The organism is Nonomuraea rubra (assembly GCF_014207985.1).
In the GTDB taxonomy this organism is placed as follows: domain Bacteria; phylum Actinomycetota; class Actinomycetes; order Streptosporangiales; family Streptosporangiaceae; genus Nonomuraea; species Nonomuraea rubra.
This window is the reverse complement of record NZ_JACHMI010000001.1, coordinates 79,910-99,855: the sequence shown is the minus strand read 5'-3', so window position 1 is coordinate 99,855 and position 19,946 is coordinate 79,910. Positions and strand designations below refer to the sequence as shown.

Sequence of the window (19,946 nt, the reverse complement as noted above, 5' to 3'; positions counted from 1 at the left end):
TCAGATGTAATGTCAATTATCGACATCAGTCAGAGGATTGTCGTAGCGTGCACCCGTCACCTGTGAACGAGGAGCACCCCATGACTCTCGCCCGCACGCGATTAGTAGCAGCCCTCGCCACCTCGATCCTCGCCCTCGCCCCCCTCACCGCCGCCCAGCCCGCCTGGTCGCAGACCCAGGCGGCAGCGGTCAAGGAGACCCCGCTGGCCGCGGCCTTCGCCAAGGCGGCCGCCGCCCACGACGTGCCCCGCGACCTGCTCGTCGCCCTCGCCTACGCCGAGACCCACCTCGACGGCCACAACGGCGAGCCCAGCGCCAGCAACGGCTACGGCGTGATGCACCTGGTCAGCAACCCCACCAACCACTCGCTGGAGAAGGCGGCCGAGCTCACCGGGCTCCCCGCCGACAAGCTCAAGGCCGACGACGAGGCCAACGTGCTCGGCGGCGCGGCCGTGCTCCGCTCCCTCGCCGACAAGCTCGGCCTCGACGCGACCGCCAGGAAGGACCCCGGCGACTGGTACCGCGCCGTCGCCCAGTACGGCAACGCCTCCTCCCCCGAGCTGGCCCGCCTGTACGCCGACGCCGTCTACGAGCAGCTCGGCCTCGGCATCGACCTGCGCGGCGTCCAGGTCAAGCCGCAGGAGATCACCGCCGACCGCGGCGAGTACGCCGGCGTCCGCGACCTGAACGCCCGGGCCGGCAAGCAGGCCGGCGAACCGGCCGAATCCCCGGTCGCCATCGCCAGCACCGACTACCCGCCGGCCGCGTGGGTCCCGGCCAGCTCCAGCAACTACCGCGTCTCCAGCCGCGAGACCAGCTACAACATCGACCGGGTGGTCATCCACGTCACCCAGGGCTCCTACGCCGGGACCATCTCCTGGTTCCAGAACCCCAGCGCGCAGGTCTCCGCCCACTACGTGGTCAAGTCCTCCAACGGCGCCATCACCCAGATGGTCCGCGACAAGGACGTCGCCTGGCACGCCGGCAACTCCACCTACAACAACCGCTCCATCGGCATCGAGCACGAAGGCTGGGTCAGCGACCCCTCCTGGTTCACCGACGCCATGTACCGGGCCTCGGCCGCGCTGACGCGCTACCTCTGCGACAAGTACGGCATCCCGAAGACCAGGACCGGCATCATCGGCCACAACGAGGTCCCCGGCGCCACCCACACCGACCCGGGCTCGCACTGGAACTGGACCACGTACATGAACTACGTGACCGGTGGCGGCGGCACCCCCTCGTGGACCACCACGGTCGACAACGCCACCTCCGGCCAGTTCACCGCCAGCGCCAACTGGGGCACCTCCACCTACTCCAGCCAGCGCCACGGCACCGACTACCGCTTCGCCGACCCGGTCGCCGCCAGCGACCCGGCGTGGTACTCGGCCACGATCCCGAGCGCCGGGACGTACCAGGTCGAGGTCTGGTATCCGGCCGATCCCGGGTACAACAGCTCGGCGCCGTACATCGTGGCGACGTCCGGCGGCAACCAGACGGTGTACGTCGACCAGCGCTCCGGCGGCGGGGCCTGGCGCAGCATCGGCTCGTTCTCGCTGAACGCCGGCACCTACAACGTGGTCGGGGTGAGCCGGTGGACCTCCGGCACCGGCTACGTGATCGCGGACGCGGTCCGCATCAGCAGGCAGTAGCCCCCTTCCGGGTGACGGCCCGCGCCCGCAACCCCTCCCGGGCGCGGGCCGTCACGCCACCGCCGGCTGGACGACCAGGGTTCCCGCGTACGTGTCGATCGTCGCCTCGCTGCCGAGCGGGATGGTCGGCGGGTCGTCAGCGTGCCCCGCGGGCAGCCCGCCGAGCACGGGGACGCCCAGCCCGCACAGCCGGTCGCGCAGCACGTCGGCGATCCCCCACCCGCCGAGCGCCGGATCGCCCAGATCGCGCTCGAACCCCAGGAACTGGCCCAGCGCGATGCCCCGCACCCCGTCGAGGGCTCCGGAGCGGATCAGCTGGGTCAGCGCCCGGTCGACCTCCCCCAGGCCGGTGCCGCGCTGGTGTTCCAGGAAGAGGATCGCTCCCCGGAGGCTCGGCAGCCCGGCTCCCGCCTCCGTACGGATCGCGTCCAGGTTGCCGCCGAGCAGGATGCCCGTGGCGGTGCCCTCGACGGTGACCGGGGCGGTGGTCTCCGACGGGTTCCGGCGGACGGTGACGGGCTCGGTGGTCATCAGGGCCCGGCGCAGCGCCCGCGCCGATTCGGGGCCGGTGGCCGGCTCGTACCAGTTGACGAAGGGCCCGTGGAGGACGGCCAGCCGGCAGCGGGCCCACGCGGCGAGCAGGAGGTGGGTGATGTCGCTGAAGCCGACCAGGGGTTTCGGGTCCCGCCGCAGCGCCGTGTAGTCGAGCTCGTCCACGATCCGGTAGGTGCCCTTGCCGCCCCTGGTCGCGAACACCGCCCGGACGCCGGGATCCCGGAACGCGGCGTCCAGATCGGCGACGCGGTCCTCGTCGCGGCCTGCCAGGTAGCCCCACTGATCGAAGACGTGCTCGCCCAGCTCGACCCGCAGGCCCCAGGAGGTCAGCAGCTCCACGCCACGGGCCACCAGGTCACGGTCGGGCGGGCAGGCGGGGGACACGAACCGGACTCGATCTCCGGCTCTCAGGCGCGGCGGCCGTAAGATCGGCAGGCTGTCGGCGCTCACGCCGTGGCCCCTCCGTCGATGACGTGGTCGGCTCCCACCACGAAGCTCGACTCCGATGACGACAACCACAGCGCCGCGGCCGCGATCTCCTCGGGGGTCGCCACGCGCCCGATGGGCAGCGCGGTCCGCATCCGCTCGTCCCGCTCCTCCCGCGTCTCCCCCGGGCGCGACGACATGGGCGTGTCGATCGGCCCCGGGCTGAGGGCGTTGATGCGGACGCCGTCGGCGATGTGGTCGCGGGCGGCAGCACGCGTCAGGTGGCTGACCGCGGCCTTCGAGGCGACGTACGCGCTCGCCCCCGCCAGCCGCCAGTGCGCCCCGAGGTTGGAGGAGATGTTGACGATGGCCCCTCCGCCGTGCGCGCGCATGTGGGCGATCTCGTGCTTCATCGACAGGTACACCCCCTTGAGGTTGACCGCCAGGACGTCGTCCCAGACATCCTCGTCGTAGTCGGCCAGCGGCGCCAGCGTGCCGAAGACTCCGGCCGCGTTGAGCGCGACGTGGAGACCGCCGAAGCGGGAGACGGCGGCCTCGACCATGGCGGCGGCCTCGGTGGAGCGGGTGAGGTCCGCGGTGAACGCGCCGGCCCGGCCGCCGCCCTCCTCGACGAGCTTCACGACCTCCGCCAGCCGGGCCGCGTCACGGCCGGCGACGAGGACCGCCGCGCCCTCCCGCGCGTACGCCAGCGCCGCCGCCCGCCCCACGACCCCGCTCGCGCCCGTGACGAGCGCGACCTTGCCCTCAAAACGTCCAGTCATTATTCAAGACCAATCATTCTCAAATTTGGACAGCCGTCATGGCCTGCTCGACCGCGTCCCGCAGCCTGCGCGGGTCCGGGTCGGCCCGGCCGAGCACCCTGAGCCCCTGCAGCAGCACGAGCAGGAACCTGGCCAGCGCGTACGGATCCTTGCCCGCCGGGATCTCCCCCTGGGCGCGCGCCCTGACGAGCGTGCCGGCCAGTGCGGTCTCCAGCCCCGCCCAGCTTGTCGCCACCTTGGCCAGCACGGTCGCGTCGCGCGAGGCGAACTCCACGGCCGTGTTGACCACCATGCAGCCCCGCCGCAGGTCATCGGCCAGGATCTCGGCGACGTACGAGTCGAGCAGGGCGCGGATGGCGGGCAGCGCGGGCCCCGGCTGGGACAGCGACCCGACCACGTTGCGCTGCTCCAGGTAGCGCTCCAGCGCCTTCAGGTACAGCTCGCGCTTGCCGCCGAACGTCGCGTAGATGCTCGCCCGCGCCACGCCCAGCCGCTCCACCAGGTCGGCCATCGAGGTCGCCTCGTAACCGCGCTCCCAGAACAGCTCCAGCGCCTGCTGCAGCGCGGCCTCCGGATCGAACTCCTTGCTCCTTGCCACGCGACGAACGCTAGCACTATTGAGAACGATCGGTCTAGTTAGGGATCGGCAGGCGGAGTGGTATCAGGGGCCGCGTCAGCACGGCGACAGGCCGGTGTCAGCGCGGTCCGCGATCGTCATCGACATGAACGGCGCGACACCCCGCCCGTTCCACCCGAACCTCACCCAAGGAGCGCACCCGCCATGTCGATCACCCTCTCCGACCAGGACCAGCTCACCCTCCGCACCGCCGCCTGGGGCGCCGTCTCCCTGATGTCGGCCGCCGGCGCCGCCGGCTCGGCCCACAAGGCCGCCACCAACGGCTCCATCGCCCTGACCTCCGCCACCGGCCTGACCGGCCACGTCCTGGCCAAGGCCCCCAAGGGCCTGTCCGGCAAGACCGTCGCCGCCCTCGCCGACCAGGTCCTGCCCGCCCTGACCGCCTCCACCGCCCTGCTCAAGCAGCACGCCCCCGACGAGGCCGGCAACTTCCGCCGCACCGTCACCGTCGCCATCGACGCCGCCCTCCAGTCCCAGACCGGCGACCCCAGCCCCACCATGACCGAGATGGCCCGCAAGATCACCGAAGCCCTCGACGCCGCCTGACCCCACGACCTTCAACAAAGACACCCAGCAAAGGAGCACCTCACATGTCCACCACCCACGACCGCCCCGAACTGCGGCGGATCCTCCAGGAGATGATCGACGCCGGGTTCGTCGGAGTGACGCTGCGCGTCAACGACGAGCAAGGCGAGTGGACCGGCAGCGCCGGAACGAGCGAGCTGGGCGGCACCGAGCCGGCGCCGATCGACGGTCACGTGCGGATCGGGAGCAACACCAAGACCTTCACCGCCGCCGCGGTGCTGCGCCTGGTCGCCGAGGGCCGGATCGACCTGGACACCCCCGTGCACGACTACCTGCCCGAGTTCGGCCTGGACCAGCGGATCACCGTCCGCATGCTGCTGCAGCACACCAGCGGCATCTTCAACTTCACCGGCGAGTACTACGAGGACGGCACCTTCGTGCCCGGCATCCCCGCCACCCAGGCGGGCAAGGACTGGGTGGACAACCGCTTCCACACCTACCAGCCCGAGGAACTGGTCCGCCTGGCCCTGTCCAAGCCCGCCCGGTTCGAGCCCGGCACCGACTGGAGCTACGCCAACACCAACTACGTGCTGGCCCGCCTGCTGATCGAGCGCGTCACCGGCCGCCCGATCGCCGAGGAGATGCAACGGCTGATCATCGGCCCGCTCGGCCTGACCGGCACCCACCAGCCCACCACGGAAACCGACCTCCCGGCCCCGCACCCGCACGCGTACTACCGCGTCGAGGAGGAGACGGTCGATGTCACCCGGCTCAACCCGTCCTGGATCTCCAGCGGCGGCGACATGATCTCCACCACCCGCGACCTGCACACCTTCATCACCGCCCTGCTGACCGGCAAGCTACTGCCCGCCGGGCTGCTCGCCGAGATGTGCACCCCGGAAGCCAAGGCCAGTTACGGCCTGGGCCTGTTCATCCAGCCGGCGCCCGGCGGCGGCACCCTCATCACCCACAACGGCGGCGCCGCCGGCCACGCCGCACTCATGTACAGCACGCCCGACGGCGCCACCACCCTGACCGCCACGCTCAACTACGTCGACGACGCCACCATGTCCATGGCGGCCGCCTTCCAGGAGGCGAACCAGCGGCTCATCCAGGCGGTCTTCGGCACCGGCGTCACCTCGGAGTGAGCACCCAGCGCCAGGCGCCGTCACCGTTGCTGTCGCGGTTGGCGGCGAGCTGGGTCATCCTGGAGCCGTCCACGCTGACCAGCACCAGGCCGTTGTTGAACTCGTCCTCGCACTTCCCCGCACAGCCCAGGGCGATGACGTTCTCGTCATCCGCCCAGGCGTGCAGTTGCAGCACCCGTTGCCGCCCGGCGACCTGCCCCGTCCCCACCTCGGTGATCTTCGTGGGCAGGCCGTCGTCACCCAGCACGAGCCGGCCATTGGGGGAGATGGCGGAGATGCCCGTCATACGGCGGTACTGCTCCCCCTCGGGTGCGTCCGTGGGCTCGCCGTCCAGGGTGTAGAAGAGCCGGTCGGGCTCGGTGACCGTGGGCGCCCAGATCAGCGTGCCGTCCAGGCTCCAGCCGAGGTCCTGGCGGTTGTTCATGTTGAACGGCTTGCCTGGCTCGTCGCCGGGGAGACTGTCGCCCAGCGGAGGCAGCTCGTGGTAGGCCGTCTCGCCCGTCCGGGTGTCGATGACGTAGTAGCCGGTACGCGGGCTGCCGGTCCTCACCGGGTGCATCTGGTCGCCCTCGCCCTCCATGAGGTCGGGGTAGCTGGAGTAGGCGGTGGCCAGGATCCTGGTGCCGTCCGGGGACCAGGCCACGGATCCCACGGAGTGCTCCAGCTCGAACCAGCCCAGCATCTGCCGGGTGTTCAGGTCCATCACCCCGACCCGCCTGCCGAGCAGGTCCCCCTCGATCACCGCCGCGACCTGCATCCCGGGGGCGACGTCCACCCACGCGTACGGCGTCTGCTCGTAGCCGTCGGTGCGCGGGTCGTACAGGGACCAGGTGTACCGCATCCGCTTCTGGTCGCCGGAGACCGGCTCCAGGCTGGTCCGGTAGTACGCCGACACGGCCATCCGGCCGGCCGCGATGAGCTTGGCGGGCGGGCTGTGCTCGACGTCCGTACGCACGTCCGTGGGCGCGGGCGACGGCCGGGGCGGCAGCGGGATGCCGGTGGCCGGCCGTACGACGGGCTCGGGCTCGCCCTGCCCGGTGACGAACACGGCGATGGCCGCGATCATGGCCGCGACCAGCACGGCGGCACCGTACGGCTTCCAGGCGCGCCTCCGTAGCGCCCGGTCGGCCAGGCCAGGCGGCACCCTGGCCTCGTCGGCCCAGTCCTCCAGCGTGTCGCGAAGCAGCCGGGTCACGTGGTCACCTCCAGGTCACGGGCCAGCTCGGGGGCGATCTCGCGCAGCCGCGCCAGCGATCGGTGCGCGGTGCTCCTGACCGTGCCGATGGAGCAGCCCAGGACCCGGGCCACGTCCTGCTCGGGCAGGTCCTCGTAGTACCGCAGCACCAGCACCGCGCGCTGGCGGGCGGTGAGCCTGGCCAGCGCGGAGCGCAGCACCAGGCGCAGCTCGCTCTGGTGGTGCGCGTCGCGCGCCTCCCGTTCTGGCGGGCCGGCCTGCAGCACCTCGCCGCGCCGCGTGCTCGCCCGCCACCAGCTGATCTGCTGCCGGTACATGATCTGCCTGGCGTACGCCTCCGGCGCGGCCACCCGCCGCCATCGGGCGGCCAGCTTCGTCAGCGCGGTCTGCACCAGGTCCTCGGCCGCGTGCTGGTCACCACCGGTGAGCAGGAACCCGAGCCGCATGAGGGCAGGAGAACGCGCGTCCACGAACTCGCGGAACCGTTGCTCGTCCGCGGCGTCCACGGTCACCTCCAGGGGATCGACATCACCCTCTCAGACGCCGCGCGGCACCTCCCGCTATGCCTACCGCATCAGATCGGGGCCCTCGTCCTCCTCCGGCCAGGCCGACCGGTGCTCCTCCGGCGGCCCGGCCTGCCTGGGCACCTCCAGCAGCCCCAGCGTGTCCTGCTCGCCCCTGCGGGCGATCACCTCGTTGATCGCCTCGGTCAGCTCCCGCTTGTCGTAGGGCCCCTCGGGCAGCTCGTTGAGGTGCGTCAGCAGGTCCGCGGACAAGTTCACGTGCCGGGAGGCCTGCGCGTACACCTCCCGCATCACCACCCGTTCGCGCCCCTGGAACGCCTCCTCAATGGCCTGTCGCAGCTCGTCGAGCACGGCGTGGTCGGTCATCGGTCCTCCTCAGGCAGGGTCGGCACCCGCTCGGTCATCGGTCCCCCTTGGCCAGCAGGTCCTCCACCTGCTCCGTCACCATGTCCACCGAGACGTCGCGCACCCAGGACTCGTCGTGCGGGCAACGTTCGGCGGCCGGGTCCACGCCGTCCGCGCCGCAGCTCGGGCAGGACGTGGTCCAGGAGATCAGCGGCCGGTGCGCGGTCCTGCTGAGCGGGCCGGCCTGGATCAGGTTGCCGCACCAGTAGACGGCGACCGTGGGGGTGCCGACGGCCGCGGCCAGGTGGCGGGGGCCGGTGTCGTTGGCGATCAGGAGGTCGCAGCGTTCGTACAGGGCGGCGAGCGCGCCGAGGCCGAGCGCGCCCACGACGGGGATGGCGGGCCGCCGCATCGCCTCGACCACGCCCATCACCAGCTCCCGCTCCGCCCGCGTGCCGGTCACGACCACGGGCCGGCCGGTCAGGTCGGCCACCTCGGCGAAGCGCTCCACCGGCCAGCGCCGCCGCGGGTCGGTCGCACCCGGATGCACGGCCACCAGGCCGGCCGGCGGCTGCCCGAGCGCGCGCGACAGCTCGGCGCGGTCGGCCCCGGTGACCGTCACCCGCGGCTCCAGCCCGCCGTCCACCGCGCCGACCAGCGCCGCGACTTGCAGGAACCGCAGGGTCTCGTGGTGGTAGTCGGTGTACGGCACCCAGCGGTCCAGCCGCTCGGCCCCCGGCGCGCGCAGCCCGGCGGTCACCCGGGCCCCGAGCCGGCGCACGAACGGGTTGGAGAACCGGCCGCCACCGTGGATCTGCACCGCCAGGTCGAACTCCCGCTGCCGCAGCCGCGCGCACAGCTCCTCGGGCGCCGGGTGGCCGGGCTCCCGGGTGGAGACGCCGGAGATCGGCGGCAGCGCCACCACGTCGTCCACGGGCCCCGGCCGCCCGGTGAGGAAGCCGGCGTGCCAGGCGGTGCCCAGCAGCGTCAGGCGCGCGCCGGGGTAGGCGCGCTTGAGCGCGTCCAGGGCGGGCACGGCCATGAGGTAGTCCCCGATGGCGTTGGCCCGCAGCACGGCGATCCGCCGGACGTCCCCGATCAGCGCTGTCATAGCGGCCTGGCTACCCGGGGCCTCGCGTGCGTAACTTCCGCTATATGGGGTTTGAGCTGGTCTTTTACTGGTACTCGCTCCTTTATGGGCACAGATGGGATCGTCAACGCCGTGGTCGTCGGCGACGTCATGCTCGACTCGTGGCTGCACGGCTCGGCCAAGCGCCTCGCGCAGGAGGCGCCGGTGCCCGTGATGAGCCTGGAGCTGACCGAGGACGCCCCCGGCGGCGCCGCCAACACCGCCGCCAACCTGGTGGCGCTCGGCGCCCGTGTCCGGCTCGTCGGCGTGATGGGCGACGACGCCTGCGGCGAGAAGCTGGAGCGCTCGCTGCGGATGCTCGGCGTCGGCGCCGACCTGGTGACCGTGCCGGGGCGGCGCACCGCGCACAAGCGGCGGCTGATCACCAGCGGGCAGCTCACCGCCCGCTACGACGAGGAGGATCTGTCCGTCATCCCGGAGGCGGCCGAGCGCGAGCTGCTCGGGCGGGTCGTCGAGGCCGTGGCGCAGGCCGACGTGGTGGTGGCGTGCGACTACGGCGGCGGGGTGTTCACCCCGGCCGTCCGGCAGGCGCTGGTGGGGCTGCCGCTGCTGGTGGTGGACGCGCACGGGGTGGCGCCGTGGCGGGAGTGCGCGCCGGCCGCGGTGCTGCCGAACTACGCCGAGGTCGTCCGCCTGCTCGGCGACGACGGCGGAGCGGTGGACCGGCCCGCGTACCTGATGGGCCGGTCCGAGCGGCTGCTGGAGCTGACCGGCGCCGGGATCGTGGTCACCACGCTGGACGGCGAGGGCACGCTGCTGCACAGGAAGGGCCATCCGCCGTACCGGACCTACGCCAGGCCCGCGCCGCAGCACATGGCCACGGGAGCCGGCGACACGTACACGGCCGCGTTCGCGCTCTGGCTGGCGACAGGGGCCTCGCCGGAGGAGGCGTCGGAGGCGGGGCAGGCGGCGGCCGGCGTGGTCGTACGCCGCCAGGGCACCGCCGTCTGCACCCGCTACGACCTGCTGCGCGCGCTGCGCCGCCAGGAGGGCACGGTGCAGACGGCCGAGCGGCTGGCCCAGCTCCTGGACGAGCACCGGCGCAGGGGCGAGCGGGTGGTGTTCACGAACGGCTGCTTCGACGTGCTGCACCGGGGCCACGTGACGTACCTGGAGCAGGCGGGGCAGCTCGGCGACGTGCTGGTGGTGGCGGTCAACAGCGACGCCAGCGTGGCCAGGCTGAAGGGCCCCGGCCGGCCGGTGAACCCGTGCGAGGACAGGATGTCCGTGCTGGCCGCGCTCAACGACGTGGACTACGTGACCGAGTTCGACGAGGACACGCCGGAGCGGCTGATCAGGATGATGCGGCCCGAGCTGTACGTGAAGGGCGGCGACTACACCGCGGAGATGTTGCCGGAGGCACCGCTGGTCCGCGCGCTCGGCGGGGAGGTGCGGGTGCTCGGCTACCTGCCCGACCGCTCCACGACCGCGATCATCGGCCGCATGCGCTCGCTGCCGTAGCGAGGTTTAGCCGCCGTGCCGTTCGGTAGTCGGGACTCCATGACACAGACCCTGCAGACCCCTTCCCACCTGCGCGGACACGTACAGCCCGAGCGGGAGCGCAAGCCGATCGCGCGGGCGGCCGCCAGGGGCGCGATCGCCTCCATGGCGATGTCGGGGCTGCGGCAGCTCACCACCGCGCTCGGCATGGTGCCGAGCACCCCGCCGGAGTCCGTGATCGAGCACACCGCGCCCAGGGCCTTCCACGACGTCCCCGCCGAGCGGCGGCCTGCCGTGGTGGAGATCGTGCACTGGGTGTACGGGGCGGCCGGCGGCGCGTTCTTCGGCTGCCTGCCACGGGCGGTACGCCGGCGGCGGTGGGCGGGGCCGGCCTACGGGCTGCTGGCCTGGGCCGCCTTCGAGGTGGCGATCGCGCCCTCGCTGGGCCTGCAGCGCCGGCACGGCACGGCCGAGCGGCTGGCGCTGCTGGCCGACCACGTGCTGTACGGCATGGTGGTGGCCGCTTCGCCGTGGCCGCACGAGGACCGTCCCGCGAAGGACCGCGAGCAGCCGCCCTGGCTCCAGGAGCGCCCCTAGGGGGTGAAGAGCCGCAGCGGGTTGGGGATCGGCACCCAGCGCATGGCCGCGCCATCGGCGTCCAGCCAGCGCAGCAGCAGGTTGGCCTTGGCGGGGATGTGCGCGGCGGCCAGCAGGTCGCGCAGCTCCGGCGGGTCGCCGTACTCCTTGGCCGCGGCGGCGAACGCGGCTCTGGCCCGCGCCCACAGCTCGTCCCGCAGCCGGGGGTGCCGGGCCGTCACCGCGCCGGCGATCTCGCACAGGTTGTTGGTGAGCAGGCAGTACACGAGCCGCTCCCAGGCCCGGACGCCGCCCAGCACGGGCGCGCCGAGACCCGGATGGCGCTCGGCGACGAGCTTGATCCCCTCGTGGTCGCGGAACAGCGCCTGCCCCGGCATGCCGTGCTCGTCCACCGCGATCAGCACGTTCTGCAGGTGACATTCGAGCACCACCCCGTGCCGCAGGTACGCGTGCAGGACCGGCGGCACGACGTGCTCCAGGTACCGCTCCCACCACACGAGCGCCCCGTCCTCGTCGAGGGCGTCGAGCGGGTTGCCGGGGAAGCCCTCGCTGATCCCGGCCGCCAGCAGCGCGGTCAGCCCGGGGAGCAGGTGCTCGCCCAGCCCGTCGCGGACGATCACGGCCAGCGCCTCGCCCCCGTCCCCGCCCAGCCGGGCGCTGCGCCAGCCGCGGTCGCGCAGCACGGCCGGGCGCGGCAGGTGGCGGGGCAGGTCGTCGAAGGCCACGTCCACCAGGGCCGCCACGAGCGAGAGGCGGCGCAGGTCGTGCAGCCACAGGCGGCGGACGTCGTTGGTGATCCGCACGTCCAGGCTGAACTTGCAGAACAGGTCGGCCTCCGGCAGGTACACCGTGCGGATGGACGCGGTGGCCACGGCGGCGGCCGTGACGCCCACGGGGCGCAGGCCGGTCCCGCCCAGCAGCTCCAGTTGCCAGGGATGGGCGGGCAGCAGGGTCAGGCCGTCGCCGGGGAGGCCGCCGAGCCGGTCCAGGGCGCTCGCGTCCCCGTCCTCCACGAGGTCGTCGGCGGGCACGCCGAGCAGCGGCAGGGGGAAGCTCGCCCGCACCTCGGGCGAGTAATGCAGCCAGGACTCCGGACGGCCGCCGCCGCGGGCCTTGGGCGCGGGGTGGTAGCGGTGCCCGGCGACGAGCGCCTGCTCGGAGCGCAGGTACGCGTCGGCGGGCGGCACGGTCGTGCGCCTGGCCGCCAGCAGGGTGGCCGTGACGTCCCGGCTGTCGAGGATCTCGGCGGGCAGCACGTCGTTGGCGACGCCGGTGGCCGCCCGCAGCTCGGCGGCCGTCAGCGCGACCAGCTCCGGCAGGGGCAGCGGGCACCAGCCGTCGGGGGTACGCAGGGCCGGGGCGGAAGGGAACCGGGTGCCGCCGACCCGCAGCAGGTGACCGCTCGCGGGCAGCAGGAAGGTGCCGGGCTCGGCGGGCCTGGCCACCTCGCGGATGAGGCAGTTCAGCAGCGCCGTCACGGCGAGGGACTCTGCTTCGAGCCCTGACCCTGCGGCGGGCAGGAGGCCGTCGGTGAAAGCCATGGCGACCCTACTCCTACCCTTTGTCCCCATTGGTGCCCTCAGCGTAGCTATCAGGCTTGTTTCTGGGGAAGATGGGGGTTATGAGGCGTTTAGAGGGTGAGTTCGCCGCCGAACTGGCCCTCGTCCGGCCCGACCTGTCCGACCGCTACGCCGCGGCACTCCCCGGCGCGCGGGCCGCCGTCATGGGCAGGTTGTGGCGGGGACTGCTCTACGAACCGCTCCCCGGCCTGACCGCCGCCGGGCACGCGCGGCTGCTGCTGGCCGACGGGCGCGAGCTGACGGGGCGGGAGCGGCGGCCGTACGACCTCGGGGAGGAGCCCGCGCTCTGGCTGGACGGGCGGCCCCACACCCACCCGGCCGAGCTGCTGGCCGCCCTCGGCCTGCCCTGCACGGACCGGCTGGTCGAGGACCTCGACCACAGCGTCGCCTCCATGGCCCTGTCCCGCGCCGGCGCCTCACCGCAGCCGGGCGACACCCCGGAGGATCACGAGCAGAGCGTGGTGGACGGCCACCCCTACCATCCGGGGTGCCGCAACCGGCCGGGCGTGTCCGTGGCCGAGCAGCTCGCGTACATGCCCGAGCACCGCCCCACCGTCGCCCTCGACCTGCTGGCCCTGCTCCTGCGCGACTGCCTCGTCTCCGGGCCGTGGCCCGCCTCGCTCGTGGACGGCGACCGGCTGCTGATGCCCGTGCACCCGTGGCAGAGCCGGCACGTCCTGCCCGCCCTGGGCCTGCGCCCGCACGCCACGGGCGCCATCAGGGCCCGCCCGCTCATGTCCGTACGCACCCTCGCCCCCCTCGACGGCGGCCCGCACCTGAAGACCGCGTTCACCACCCGGATGACCTCGGGCGTCAGGGACATCTCCCCCGGCTCGGTACGCGACTGCGTCCCCCTGTCGAGCCTGCTCACCACGCTGTCCGCCCGGTGCGGCGGCGGCCTGCGCATCGCCCGCTACCTGACCGGGGCCGCCGGCCTGGTGAACGGCGAGCACAGCGCCGACCTGTCCTGCATGCTCCGCGAGCCCACCCCCGAGAAGGGCCCCGTGCTGCCCGTCGCCGCCGTCACCCGGGCGATGGCGTACGACCCGGCCGCCTGGCTGGCCGCGTTCGCCCGGCTCGCCCTGGCGGACACGCTGGGGATGCTGGCACTCGGGGTGGCGCTGGAGGCGCACGGGCAGAACCTGCTGGTAGCGCTCGGCGGGGACGGACTGCCGTACCGGCTGATCTACCGCGACCTGGCCGACGTGCGGATCAGCCCCGCCAGGCTGGCGCGCAACGGGATCGAGCCGCCGCCGGTCAGCGCCAGGCTGCTCAGCGACGATCCGGCGGTCCTGCACGCCAAGCTCTTCGGCTCGCTGGTGGGCACCACGTTCGGCAGCCTGATCGCCCTTTTCGGCCGGCGCGACAGGGTGGTCGAGCGGCGGCTCTGGGCGATCGTGGCCGCCGCCGCCCGCGAGGCGTCCGGGGCGCTGCCGGACACGCGGGACGTACGCGCCGACCGGGAGGCCCTCTTCGCCGAGCGCATCCCGGTGAAGGCCCACCTGGTCGCGCGGCTGGACGGCGCCCCGCCGGGCGACAGCTGGACCGGTCTGCCCAACTTTCTCAGCGTCCGGCAGGGTAGTTGACGGGGAATCGCCTGGCCCTTTGGGCTGCCGGGCGAGAGGATGGAGGGCGAGCCGGAATCTGCCACGCGCGGCCGTCCCCAAGGCGCGCCGACACAGAGAGAGGGGGCTCGCCATGATGCAGCTGTCGGTGCGCCTCGTGCCCGTCGACGACGTCACCCTGGTGATCGCGCTGACCGGGGAGCTCGACTCGACGACGAAACCGGTCCTGGCGGCCTTCCTCGACCCGCTGCCGCAGACCCCGGTCAAGCAGGTGCTGGTGGCCGCGGGCGACCTGTGGTTCTGCGACCTGAACGGGCTCGAGCTGCTCGCCCGTACGCACCGCGCGTTGCAGGAGAAGGACGGTTACCTGGCCCTGGCCGAAGCGCAACCGTCGCTGCGCCGGCTCATCGCGCTGATGAGCGAGCGGTCCCCGGCGATCCCCATGTTCACCAGCATGCCGGAGGCCCTCGCGGCGGCCGGCGTCGAGGCGTACCGGACCCCGGAGCCGCCCGTGAAGCGCCGTCACCTGCCGCGCATGCGTCCCGTGCTCCGTACCCAGCCCTCCGCCCGGGAGCAGGCCCGGCCGCGACGCGAACCGGAACCCGCGCAGGCCCGCCCGGCCGACCCGCCCATCGAGCTCGACGCGAGCCGGCTACCGAAGATCATCTTTGAGTCGCGCTCGCTGCGCCACGAGATCCGCCATCAGCAGCAGGCACTGCAGGACCGGCTGCACATCGCGACCGAGGCCCGCACGCGGCTCCTCAGGAGCCGCCGCCGCTGCGACGACAGCCTGCTGGCCATGCGCAGCAGCCTCTCGGAAGCACGGTCGATCCTGACACTCGGCCAGACACGCCGGGTGACTCCGCACTTTTCCGATCGCGGGCCCTGACCGGGCACGCGCATGCATGAGGCCCGCCCCCGCGGATAGAGGGCAGGACATGGTGCCTGCAGGACGTGACGTGGTCGTGGTCGCCGCTTCGGCGGGCGGTGTCGAGCCGCTGCGGGTCCTGCTGAGCGAGCTGCCGTCGGACCTGCCGGCGGCGGTGCTGGTGGTGTTGCACGTGCCGCCGCAGGGCAGCAGCGTGCTGGCCAGCATCCTGGACCGGGCAGGGCCGCTCAAGGCGGCCCCCGCGGAGGACGGAGAGACCCTGCGCCCGGGCCGCGTGTACGTCGCCCGGCCCGATTTCCACCTGCTCCTGAACGAGGGTCAGGTCCGCCTGTCGCGGGGCCCGCGGCACAACGGGCACCGCCCGGCGGCCGATCCGCTGTTCATGAGCGCGGCCCTGGACGCGGGAGCACGCACGGCGGCCGTGGTGCTGAGCGGCACGCTCGACGACGGGGCGAAAGGATGCGAGGCGGTCGACAGGCGTGGGGGCGCGGTCGCCGTACAGGATCCGGAGGAGTGCGCCTTTCCCGGCATGCCGGCGGCCGCCATGAGGGCGGTGGCGGCAGCGCGGGCGCTCCCGGTACGCGAGATCGCCCGGTGGATCATGGAACAGAGCCGCATCCCTGTGAGTGCGGAGGACCAGGTGTGCGACAGCGAGATGGAGCGTGAGGTCGAGCAGTTCCTGCGGGAGGCTCCGTCGCTGGGGGAGCCCGAAGGAGAGCTGATCGCCTTCAGCTGCCCGGAATGCAACGGGCCCATCTACGAGCAGCGGAGCAGCACGACCCACCGGTACGTCTGCAGGGTGGGTCACGCGTGGTCCCGGGACAGCATGATGAACGCGCAGTCGGACGCTGTCGAACGGGCCCTGTGGGTCGCGATCCAGCGGCTGGAGGAGCGGCTGCGCGTGCTCGAACGCATGCGCCGCTCCGCCGAGGAGCGGGGCCAGCACGTGTCGCTGCGTTACTTCGACGAGGAGCTGGAGCGTACCAGCGAGGCGTTGAGCACCATTCGCATGCTGCAATCCAGCATCGGTCGCGATGGTGACACCCTGCTGACGGATTGAGCAGCCAGGATCGGCGTAGGCTTCGTTCGTGACCACAGAGGAAGAGCGTGAGTTCGACGACCTCCTCCTTCTCCTCAAGGAGACACGCGGTTTCGACTTCACGGGTTACAAGCGCAACACCTTGATCCGGCGGATCGCCCGCCGCCTCGAGGCGCTGAAGCTGCGCGACTACGGCGAGTACCGCGACCTCCTGGAGCTGGAGCCGGAGGAGTTCACGCGGCTCTTCGACAGCCTCCTGATCAACGTCACCAGCTTCTTCAGGGACGCCGCCGCGTGGCAGCGGATGCGCGAGCTCGTCATCCCCGCCCTGCTCGGCCAGAAGCCGGCGGGCCAGCCCATCAGGATCTGGAGCGCCGGCTGCGCCACCGGCGAGGAGGCCTACACCATCGCCATGGTGCTGGCCGAGGAGCTCGGCCTGGACGAGTTCCGCGACCGGGTCAAGATCTACGGCACCGACCTCGACGAGAAGGCGCTGCACGCCGCCAGGACGGGCGTCTACACCGACCGGTCGCTCGCCGACGTGCCGATCGATCTGCGCGAGACCTACTTCGAGCAGGTGGACAACGGCTTCACCTTCCGCCGCGACCTGCGCCGCCAGCTCATCTTCGGGCGCAACGACCTCACCCACGACGCGCCGATCTCCCGCGTCGACCTGCTGCTGGCCCGCAACACGCTGATGTACTTCAACACGGAGATGCAGCTCAACATCGTCCGGCGCTTCCACTTCGCGCTGTCCGACCCGGGGTTCCTGTTCCTGGGCAAGGCGGAGATGCTGCTCAACCACAGCGACAAGTTCGAGCCGGTCGACCTGCGGATGCGCCTGTTCAGGAAGATCAGGTCCGTCCACCACGGCAACCGCGCGCCGTGGTCGGTCGCCGGCGCCGCCGCGGACCTGGCCGCACGCCTGCCTACGCTGGCGTCCGTGGCGCTCAGCTCCGGTCCCGTGGCCCAGATCGTCGTGGACGTCTCGGGCAACCTGGCGCTGGCCAACTCCAGGGCCGAGGCCCTGTTCAACCTCAACCCGCGCGACATCGGCCGCCCCTTCCAGGACCTGGAGGTCTCCTACCGCCCGGTGGAGCTGCGCTCGGTCATCGAGCAGGCCCGCCACGACCTGCGCCCGGTGGAGCTGCAGGAGGTGGTCTGGCACCGCGTCGGATCACCGGAGGCCGGCGTCTTCGACGTCTCCGTCGTCCCCCTGCTGGGCTCGGGCAACCTGGTCGGGATGGGCATCCACTTCTACGACGTCACCCGCTACCGCAAGCTCAGGGACGAGCTGGAGCAGGCCAACAGGCAACTCGAACAGGCCTACGAGGAGCTGCAGTCGCTCAACGAGGAGCTGGAGACCACCAACGAGGAACTCCAGTCCACCAACGAGGAGCTGGAGACCACCAACGAAGAGCTCCAGTCCACCAACGAGGAGCTGGAGACGATGAACGAGGAGCTCCAGTCCACCAACGACGAGCTCCAGCACATCAACGACGCCCTGACGGCCCGCACGATCGAGCTCGACGACGTCAACAGCTTCGTCTCCTCGGTGGTGCGCAGCCTCGGCGACGCCGTGGTGGTGCTGGACGGCGACCTGCGGGTGGTGGTCTGGGGGCCGGGGGCCGAGGAGCTGTGGGGGGTGCGCTCCGACGAGGCCGTCGGCGAGCCGCTCTCCGGGCTCGACATCGGCCTGCCGCTGGAGCTGCTCCTGCCGCGCCTGCGCACCGCCCTCGCCGACGGTTCCAGCCCGCTCTCGACGGTGGACGGGCTGGTCCTCGACGCGGTCAACCGCCGCGGCCGGCCGGCGCCGCTGACCGTGCAGCTGTCACACCTGCGTACGGAGGACGACGCCGTACACGGGCTCATCATGGTGATGAACATCCTCAACGCCGACGGCCGGACTCCGGCCGGCCCCTAGGCAGGCGGCGCGGCCAGCTCCGAGACGGGGATGCGGCGGAAGGCGATGCTCTCGTACGGGCCGAAGTTCCCCGTCTCGAACAGCAGGCCCACCGTGTCGCCGTCCACCCGCACCAGGTCGGAGTAGGCGGCGGGCAGCCCGGACACCGTGTGCACGGCCCGCCAGGTCACGCCGTGGTCGTGGCTGGCGCGCACGGTCATCAGCGCCCGCGCGTCGGGCGCCGCCGGGCCCGAGAACAGCAGCACCTCCGGCGACTCGCACCACAACACGCTGCCCTCCACCACCGGCCCTGCCAGCCCCGCCTGCGGCCGGAACGGCAGCTCCAGCGTCTGCCCGCCATCGGCGGAGTAGGCGTCGGCCCTCGTGCCGGGGGCGGTGGAGTCGGTGCGGGTGTTGACGTAGATCCGGCCGCCGGGCAGCTCGGTGCCGGTGGTCTCGTTCACGTTGACGTACCCGTCGGGGTTGTCGTCCACGTACCCGATCCGCCAGGTCTGCCCGCTGTCGTCGCTCAGCAGCGAGTGGCCCCCGTTGTACTTGCCCTCGGTCCCGTTGTCCTGCCCGCTGGGCGGCAGCGAGTGGTTGGCGGGAACGACGACGCGGCCCGCGTGCTTGCCCTGGCGCAACACGAGCGCGTGGCCCGGCGTGGTCGCGTACCACCGCCACTCGGGCCGCTTCGTGCCCTGCGTGATCTCCCTGGCCTCCGACCAGGTGACCCCGTCGTCCTCGCTGACCTGGACGAACACCCGCCGCCCGTCGGCCGCCGAGACCTGGCCGCGCCTGATCTTCTCCTCGGTGGCCGAGGGGCCCTGCCGTACGAAGACCAGCAGGATCCGGCCGTCGTCCAGCACCACCGGCGCCGGGTTCCCGGCCGTACCCCGCCGCGGCTCCGTCGCCACCACCTGCAGCTCGCCCCACGTGCGGCCGCCGTCGGACGATCGTCTCAGCACCAGGTCGATGTGCCCGGAGTCGGACGCCGATCCCCGCCGCCCCTCCGCGAACGCCAGCACCGTCCCTGCCCGGGTCACCACCGCCGCGGGGATCCGGTAGGTGTGGTAGCCGTCGGTCGACTGCCGGTACGGGACCGAGGTGGGGTAGTCATCCGCCATGCGGGCACGCTACGGCGCGCGGGTTAACGGACTGCGACGCCGGCGGTACGTGACGGCGAATGCGACCTGCGACGGCCGTCGTACGTGACGGCGAACGCGGGCATGGCTGTGCCGCCGGGGAGGTGTCTCCTCGGCGGCACGGCCCCGCGATGTCACCTCAACGGGCGAACACGATGACGTTGTCGCGGTAGCTGCGGCGGGTGCGGTCGAACGTGCCGCCGCAGGTGATCAGCCGGAGCTGAGCCCCCGGAGCGGGACCGTAGACCTCCTTGTCCGGGATGCGGCTCTTGGGATAGCGGGCCAGGCGGCCGACCGTGAACGTGACCGTGCTGCCGTCGGCGCGGTCCACGTGGATGCGGTCACCCTTGCGTAGCTGGCGCAGGCGGTAGAAGACCGCCGGCCCGGTCGCGGAGTCGACGTGACCGGCGATCACGGCGACCCCCTTCTCGCCGGGCTCCGGGCCCGACCTGTTCCACCCCACCCGGTCGAACCTGGTGGGAGCGACCAGGTGGCCCTTGGCGTCGAGTCGCAGCGGGATCACGCGGGTGGACAGCCTGATCGCCGGGATCCGCAACCGCACAGGGTCCGCCACGTCCCCGGCACTGCCACCGGCCGACCACGCCCGGCTCGCGGCACCGGCACCCCCGTAACCTGCACCGCCCGCCGCCCCAACGCCCTCGAAACCTGCACGGCTCGCAACTCCCGCACCCACTTGATCTCGGCCACCCGGGACACCGGCACTCCCGTGGAAGGAGCCGCTCGGGGCGGACGCCGCCTCCGGCTGGGTGGCGGTGGTGGCGTTGCCGGTGGCGCAGGCGGTGGCCGTGACCATGAGGCACGACACGGCCGCCAGCTTGGTGCGCATGC

19 protein-coding genes are annotated in these 19,946 nt (G+C 72.6%); 9 read left to right on the top strand and 10 right to left on the bottom strand.

Going from position 1 to position 19,946, the window contains the following annotated elements:
* Window positions 1–80 precede the first annotated feature (80 nt).
* Window positions 81–1,652, top strand: a complete 1,572-nt coding sequence (locus HD593_RS00475) for a golvesin C-terminal-like domain-containing protein (RefSeq protein WP_185100163.1) — start codon at window positions 81–83, stop codon at window positions 1,650–1,652.
* Between the two features lie 51 nt (window positions 1,653–1,703).
* On the opposite strand, the gene HD593_RS00470 is transcribed toward HD593_RS00475, so the two are convergent.
* From HD593_RS00470 to HD593_RS00460, 3 genes are read right to left on the bottom strand one after another with little or no spacing between them, the layout of a single operon-like run.
* Window positions 1,704–2,657 carry a S66 peptidase family protein gene (locus HD593_RS00470; RefSeq protein WP_221524551.1) on the bottom strand — a complete coding sequence of 318 codons (954 nt, stop codon included), beginning with the start codon at window positions 2,655–2,657 and terminating at the stop codon, window positions 1,704–1,706.
* Window positions 2,654–3,415 carry an SDR family NAD(P)-dependent oxidoreductase gene (locus tag HD593_RS00465; RefSeq protein ID WP_185100162.1) on the bottom strand — a complete coding sequence of 254 codons (762 nt, stop codon included), beginning with the start codon at window positions 3,413–3,415 and terminating at the stop codon, window positions 2,654–2,656. The genes HD593_RS00470 and HD593_RS00465 overlap by 4 nt, the downstream gene beginning before the upstream one ends.
* Before the next feature lie 19 nt (window positions 3,416–3,434).
* Window positions 3,435–4,013: a TetR/AcrR family transcriptional regulator gene (locus tag HD593_RS00460; RefSeq protein WP_185100161.1), complete on the bottom strand. Its 579-nt coding sequence runs from the start codon at window positions 4,011–4,013 to the stop codon at window positions 3,435–3,437.
* A 183-nt stretch (window positions 4,014–4,196) separates the two neighbouring features.
* On the opposite strand from HD593_RS00460, the gene HD593_RS00455 reads away from it, so the two are divergent.
* Window positions 4,197–4,598, top strand: coding sequence for a hypothetical protein (locus HD593_RS00455; RefSeq protein ID WP_185100160.1), 402 nt, complete (start codon window positions 4,197–4,199; stop codon window positions 4,596–4,598).
* Between the two features lie 44 nt (window positions 4,599–4,642).
* Window positions 4,643–5,725, top strand: coding sequence for a serine hydrolase domain-containing protein (locus HD593_RS00450; protein ID WP_185100159.1), 1,083 nt, complete (start codon window positions 4,643–4,645; stop codon window positions 5,723–5,725).
* Here HD593_RS00450 and HD593_RS00445 read toward each other — a convergent pair.
* Genes HD593_RS00445 through HD593_RS00430 form a run of 4 tightly spaced genes read right to left on the bottom strand, consistent with a single transcriptional unit; the run spans window position 5,712 to window position 8,900 of the window.
* A complete protein-coding gene (locus HD593_RS00445) occupies window positions 5,712–6,920 on the bottom strand; it encodes a hypothetical protein (protein WP_185100158.1) in 1,209 nt (402 codons plus the stop codon). The two genes, HD593_RS00450 and HD593_RS00445, sit on opposite strands and share 14 nt — an antisense overlap.
* On the bottom strand, window positions 6,917–7,426 hold the full coding sequence (locus tag HD593_RS00440; RefSeq protein WP_185100157.1) for a SigE family RNA polymerase sigma factor: 510 nt from the start codon (window positions 7,424–7,426) through the stop codon (window positions 6,917–6,919). The genes HD593_RS00445 and HD593_RS00440 overlap by 4 nt, the downstream gene beginning before the upstream one ends.
* Window positions 7,427–7,486: 60 nt before the next feature.
* Window positions 7,487–7,810, bottom strand: coding sequence for a hypothetical protein (locus tag HD593_RS00435; RefSeq protein WP_185100156.1), 324 nt, complete (start codon window positions 7,808–7,810; stop codon window positions 7,487–7,489).
* Between the two features lie 34 nt (window positions 7,811–7,844).
* Entirely contained in the window at window positions 7,845–8,900 is a 1,056-nt protein-coding gene (locus HD593_RS00430) for a glycosyltransferase family 9 protein (protein WP_185100155.1), read from the bottom strand.
* An 84-nt stretch (window positions 8,901–8,984) separates the two neighbouring features.
* Between HD593_RS00430 and rfaE2 the strand changes: the two genes are divergently transcribed.
* Both rfaE2 and HD593_RS00420 read left to right on the top strand, forming a co-directional pair.
* Entirely contained in the window at window positions 8,985–10,400 is a 1,416-nt protein-coding gene (rfaE2, locus tag HD593_RS00425) for a D-glycero-beta-D-manno-heptose 1-phosphate adenylyltransferase (protein WP_185100154.1), read from the top strand.
* Window positions 10,401–10,439: 39 nt separating this feature from the next.
* Window positions 10,440–10,976 carry a hypothetical protein gene (locus HD593_RS00420; RefSeq protein ID WP_185100153.1) on the top strand — a complete coding sequence of 179 codons (537 nt, stop codon included), beginning with the start codon at window positions 10,440–10,442 and terminating at the stop codon, window positions 10,974–10,976.
* Here the strand turns inward: HD593_RS00420 and HD593_RS00415 are convergent.
* A complete protein-coding gene (locus HD593_RS00415) occupies window positions 10,973–12,517 on the bottom strand; it encodes an IucA/IucC family C-terminal-domain containing protein (RefSeq protein ID WP_185100152.1) in 1,545 nt (514 codons plus the stop codon). The two genes, HD593_RS00420 and HD593_RS00415, sit on opposite strands and share 4 nt — an antisense overlap.
* A gap of 80 nt (window positions 12,518–12,597) precedes the next feature.
* On the opposite strand from HD593_RS00415, the gene HD593_RS00410 reads away from it, so the two are divergent.
* The 4 genes from HD593_RS00410 (at window position 12,598) to HD593_RS64175 (ending at window position 17,973) form a co-directional block, all read left to right on the top strand.
* A complete protein-coding gene (locus HD593_RS00410) occupies window positions 12,598–14,142 on the top strand; it encodes an IucA/IucC family protein (protein ID WP_185100151.1) in 1,545 nt (514 codons plus the stop codon).
* Window positions 14,143–14,254: 112 nt separating this feature from the next.
* Window positions 14,255–15,010, top strand: a complete 756-nt coding sequence (locus tag HD593_RS00405) for an STAS domain-containing protein (RefSeq protein ID WP_185100150.1) — start codon at window positions 14,255–14,257, stop codon at window positions 15,008–15,010.
* A 49-nt stretch (window positions 15,011–15,059) separates the two neighbouring features.
* The gene (locus tag HD593_RS00400; protein WP_185100149.1) at window positions 15,060–16,070 is read left to right on the top strand and encodes a chemotaxis protein CheB; all 1,011 of its coding nucleotides are present in this window, start codon (window positions 15,060–15,062) and stop codon (window positions 16,068–16,070) included.
* Window positions 16,071–16,098: 28 nt separating this feature from the next.
* Window positions 16,099–17,973 carry a CheR family methyltransferase gene (locus tag HD593_RS64175; protein WP_185100148.1) on the top strand — a complete coding sequence of 625 codons (1,875 nt, stop codon included), beginning with the start codon at window positions 16,099–16,101 and terminating at the stop codon, window positions 17,971–17,973.
* On the opposite strand, the gene HD593_RS00390 is transcribed toward HD593_RS64175, so the two are convergent.
* Window positions 17,970–19,079, bottom strand: a complete 1,110-nt coding sequence (locus HD593_RS00390) for a sialidase family protein (RefSeq protein WP_185100147.1) — start codon at window positions 19,077–19,079, stop codon at window positions 17,970–17,972. The two genes, HD593_RS64175 and HD593_RS00390, sit on opposite strands and share 4 nt — an antisense overlap.
* Before the next feature lie 157 nt (window positions 19,080–19,236).
* Complete coding sequence (locus HD593_RS63140; RefSeq protein WP_281402438.1) at window positions 19,237–19,944, bottom strand: class F sortase; 708 nt, start codon at window positions 19,942–19,944, stop codon at window positions 19,237–19,239.
* Window positions 19,945–19,946: the final 2 nt, after the last annotated feature.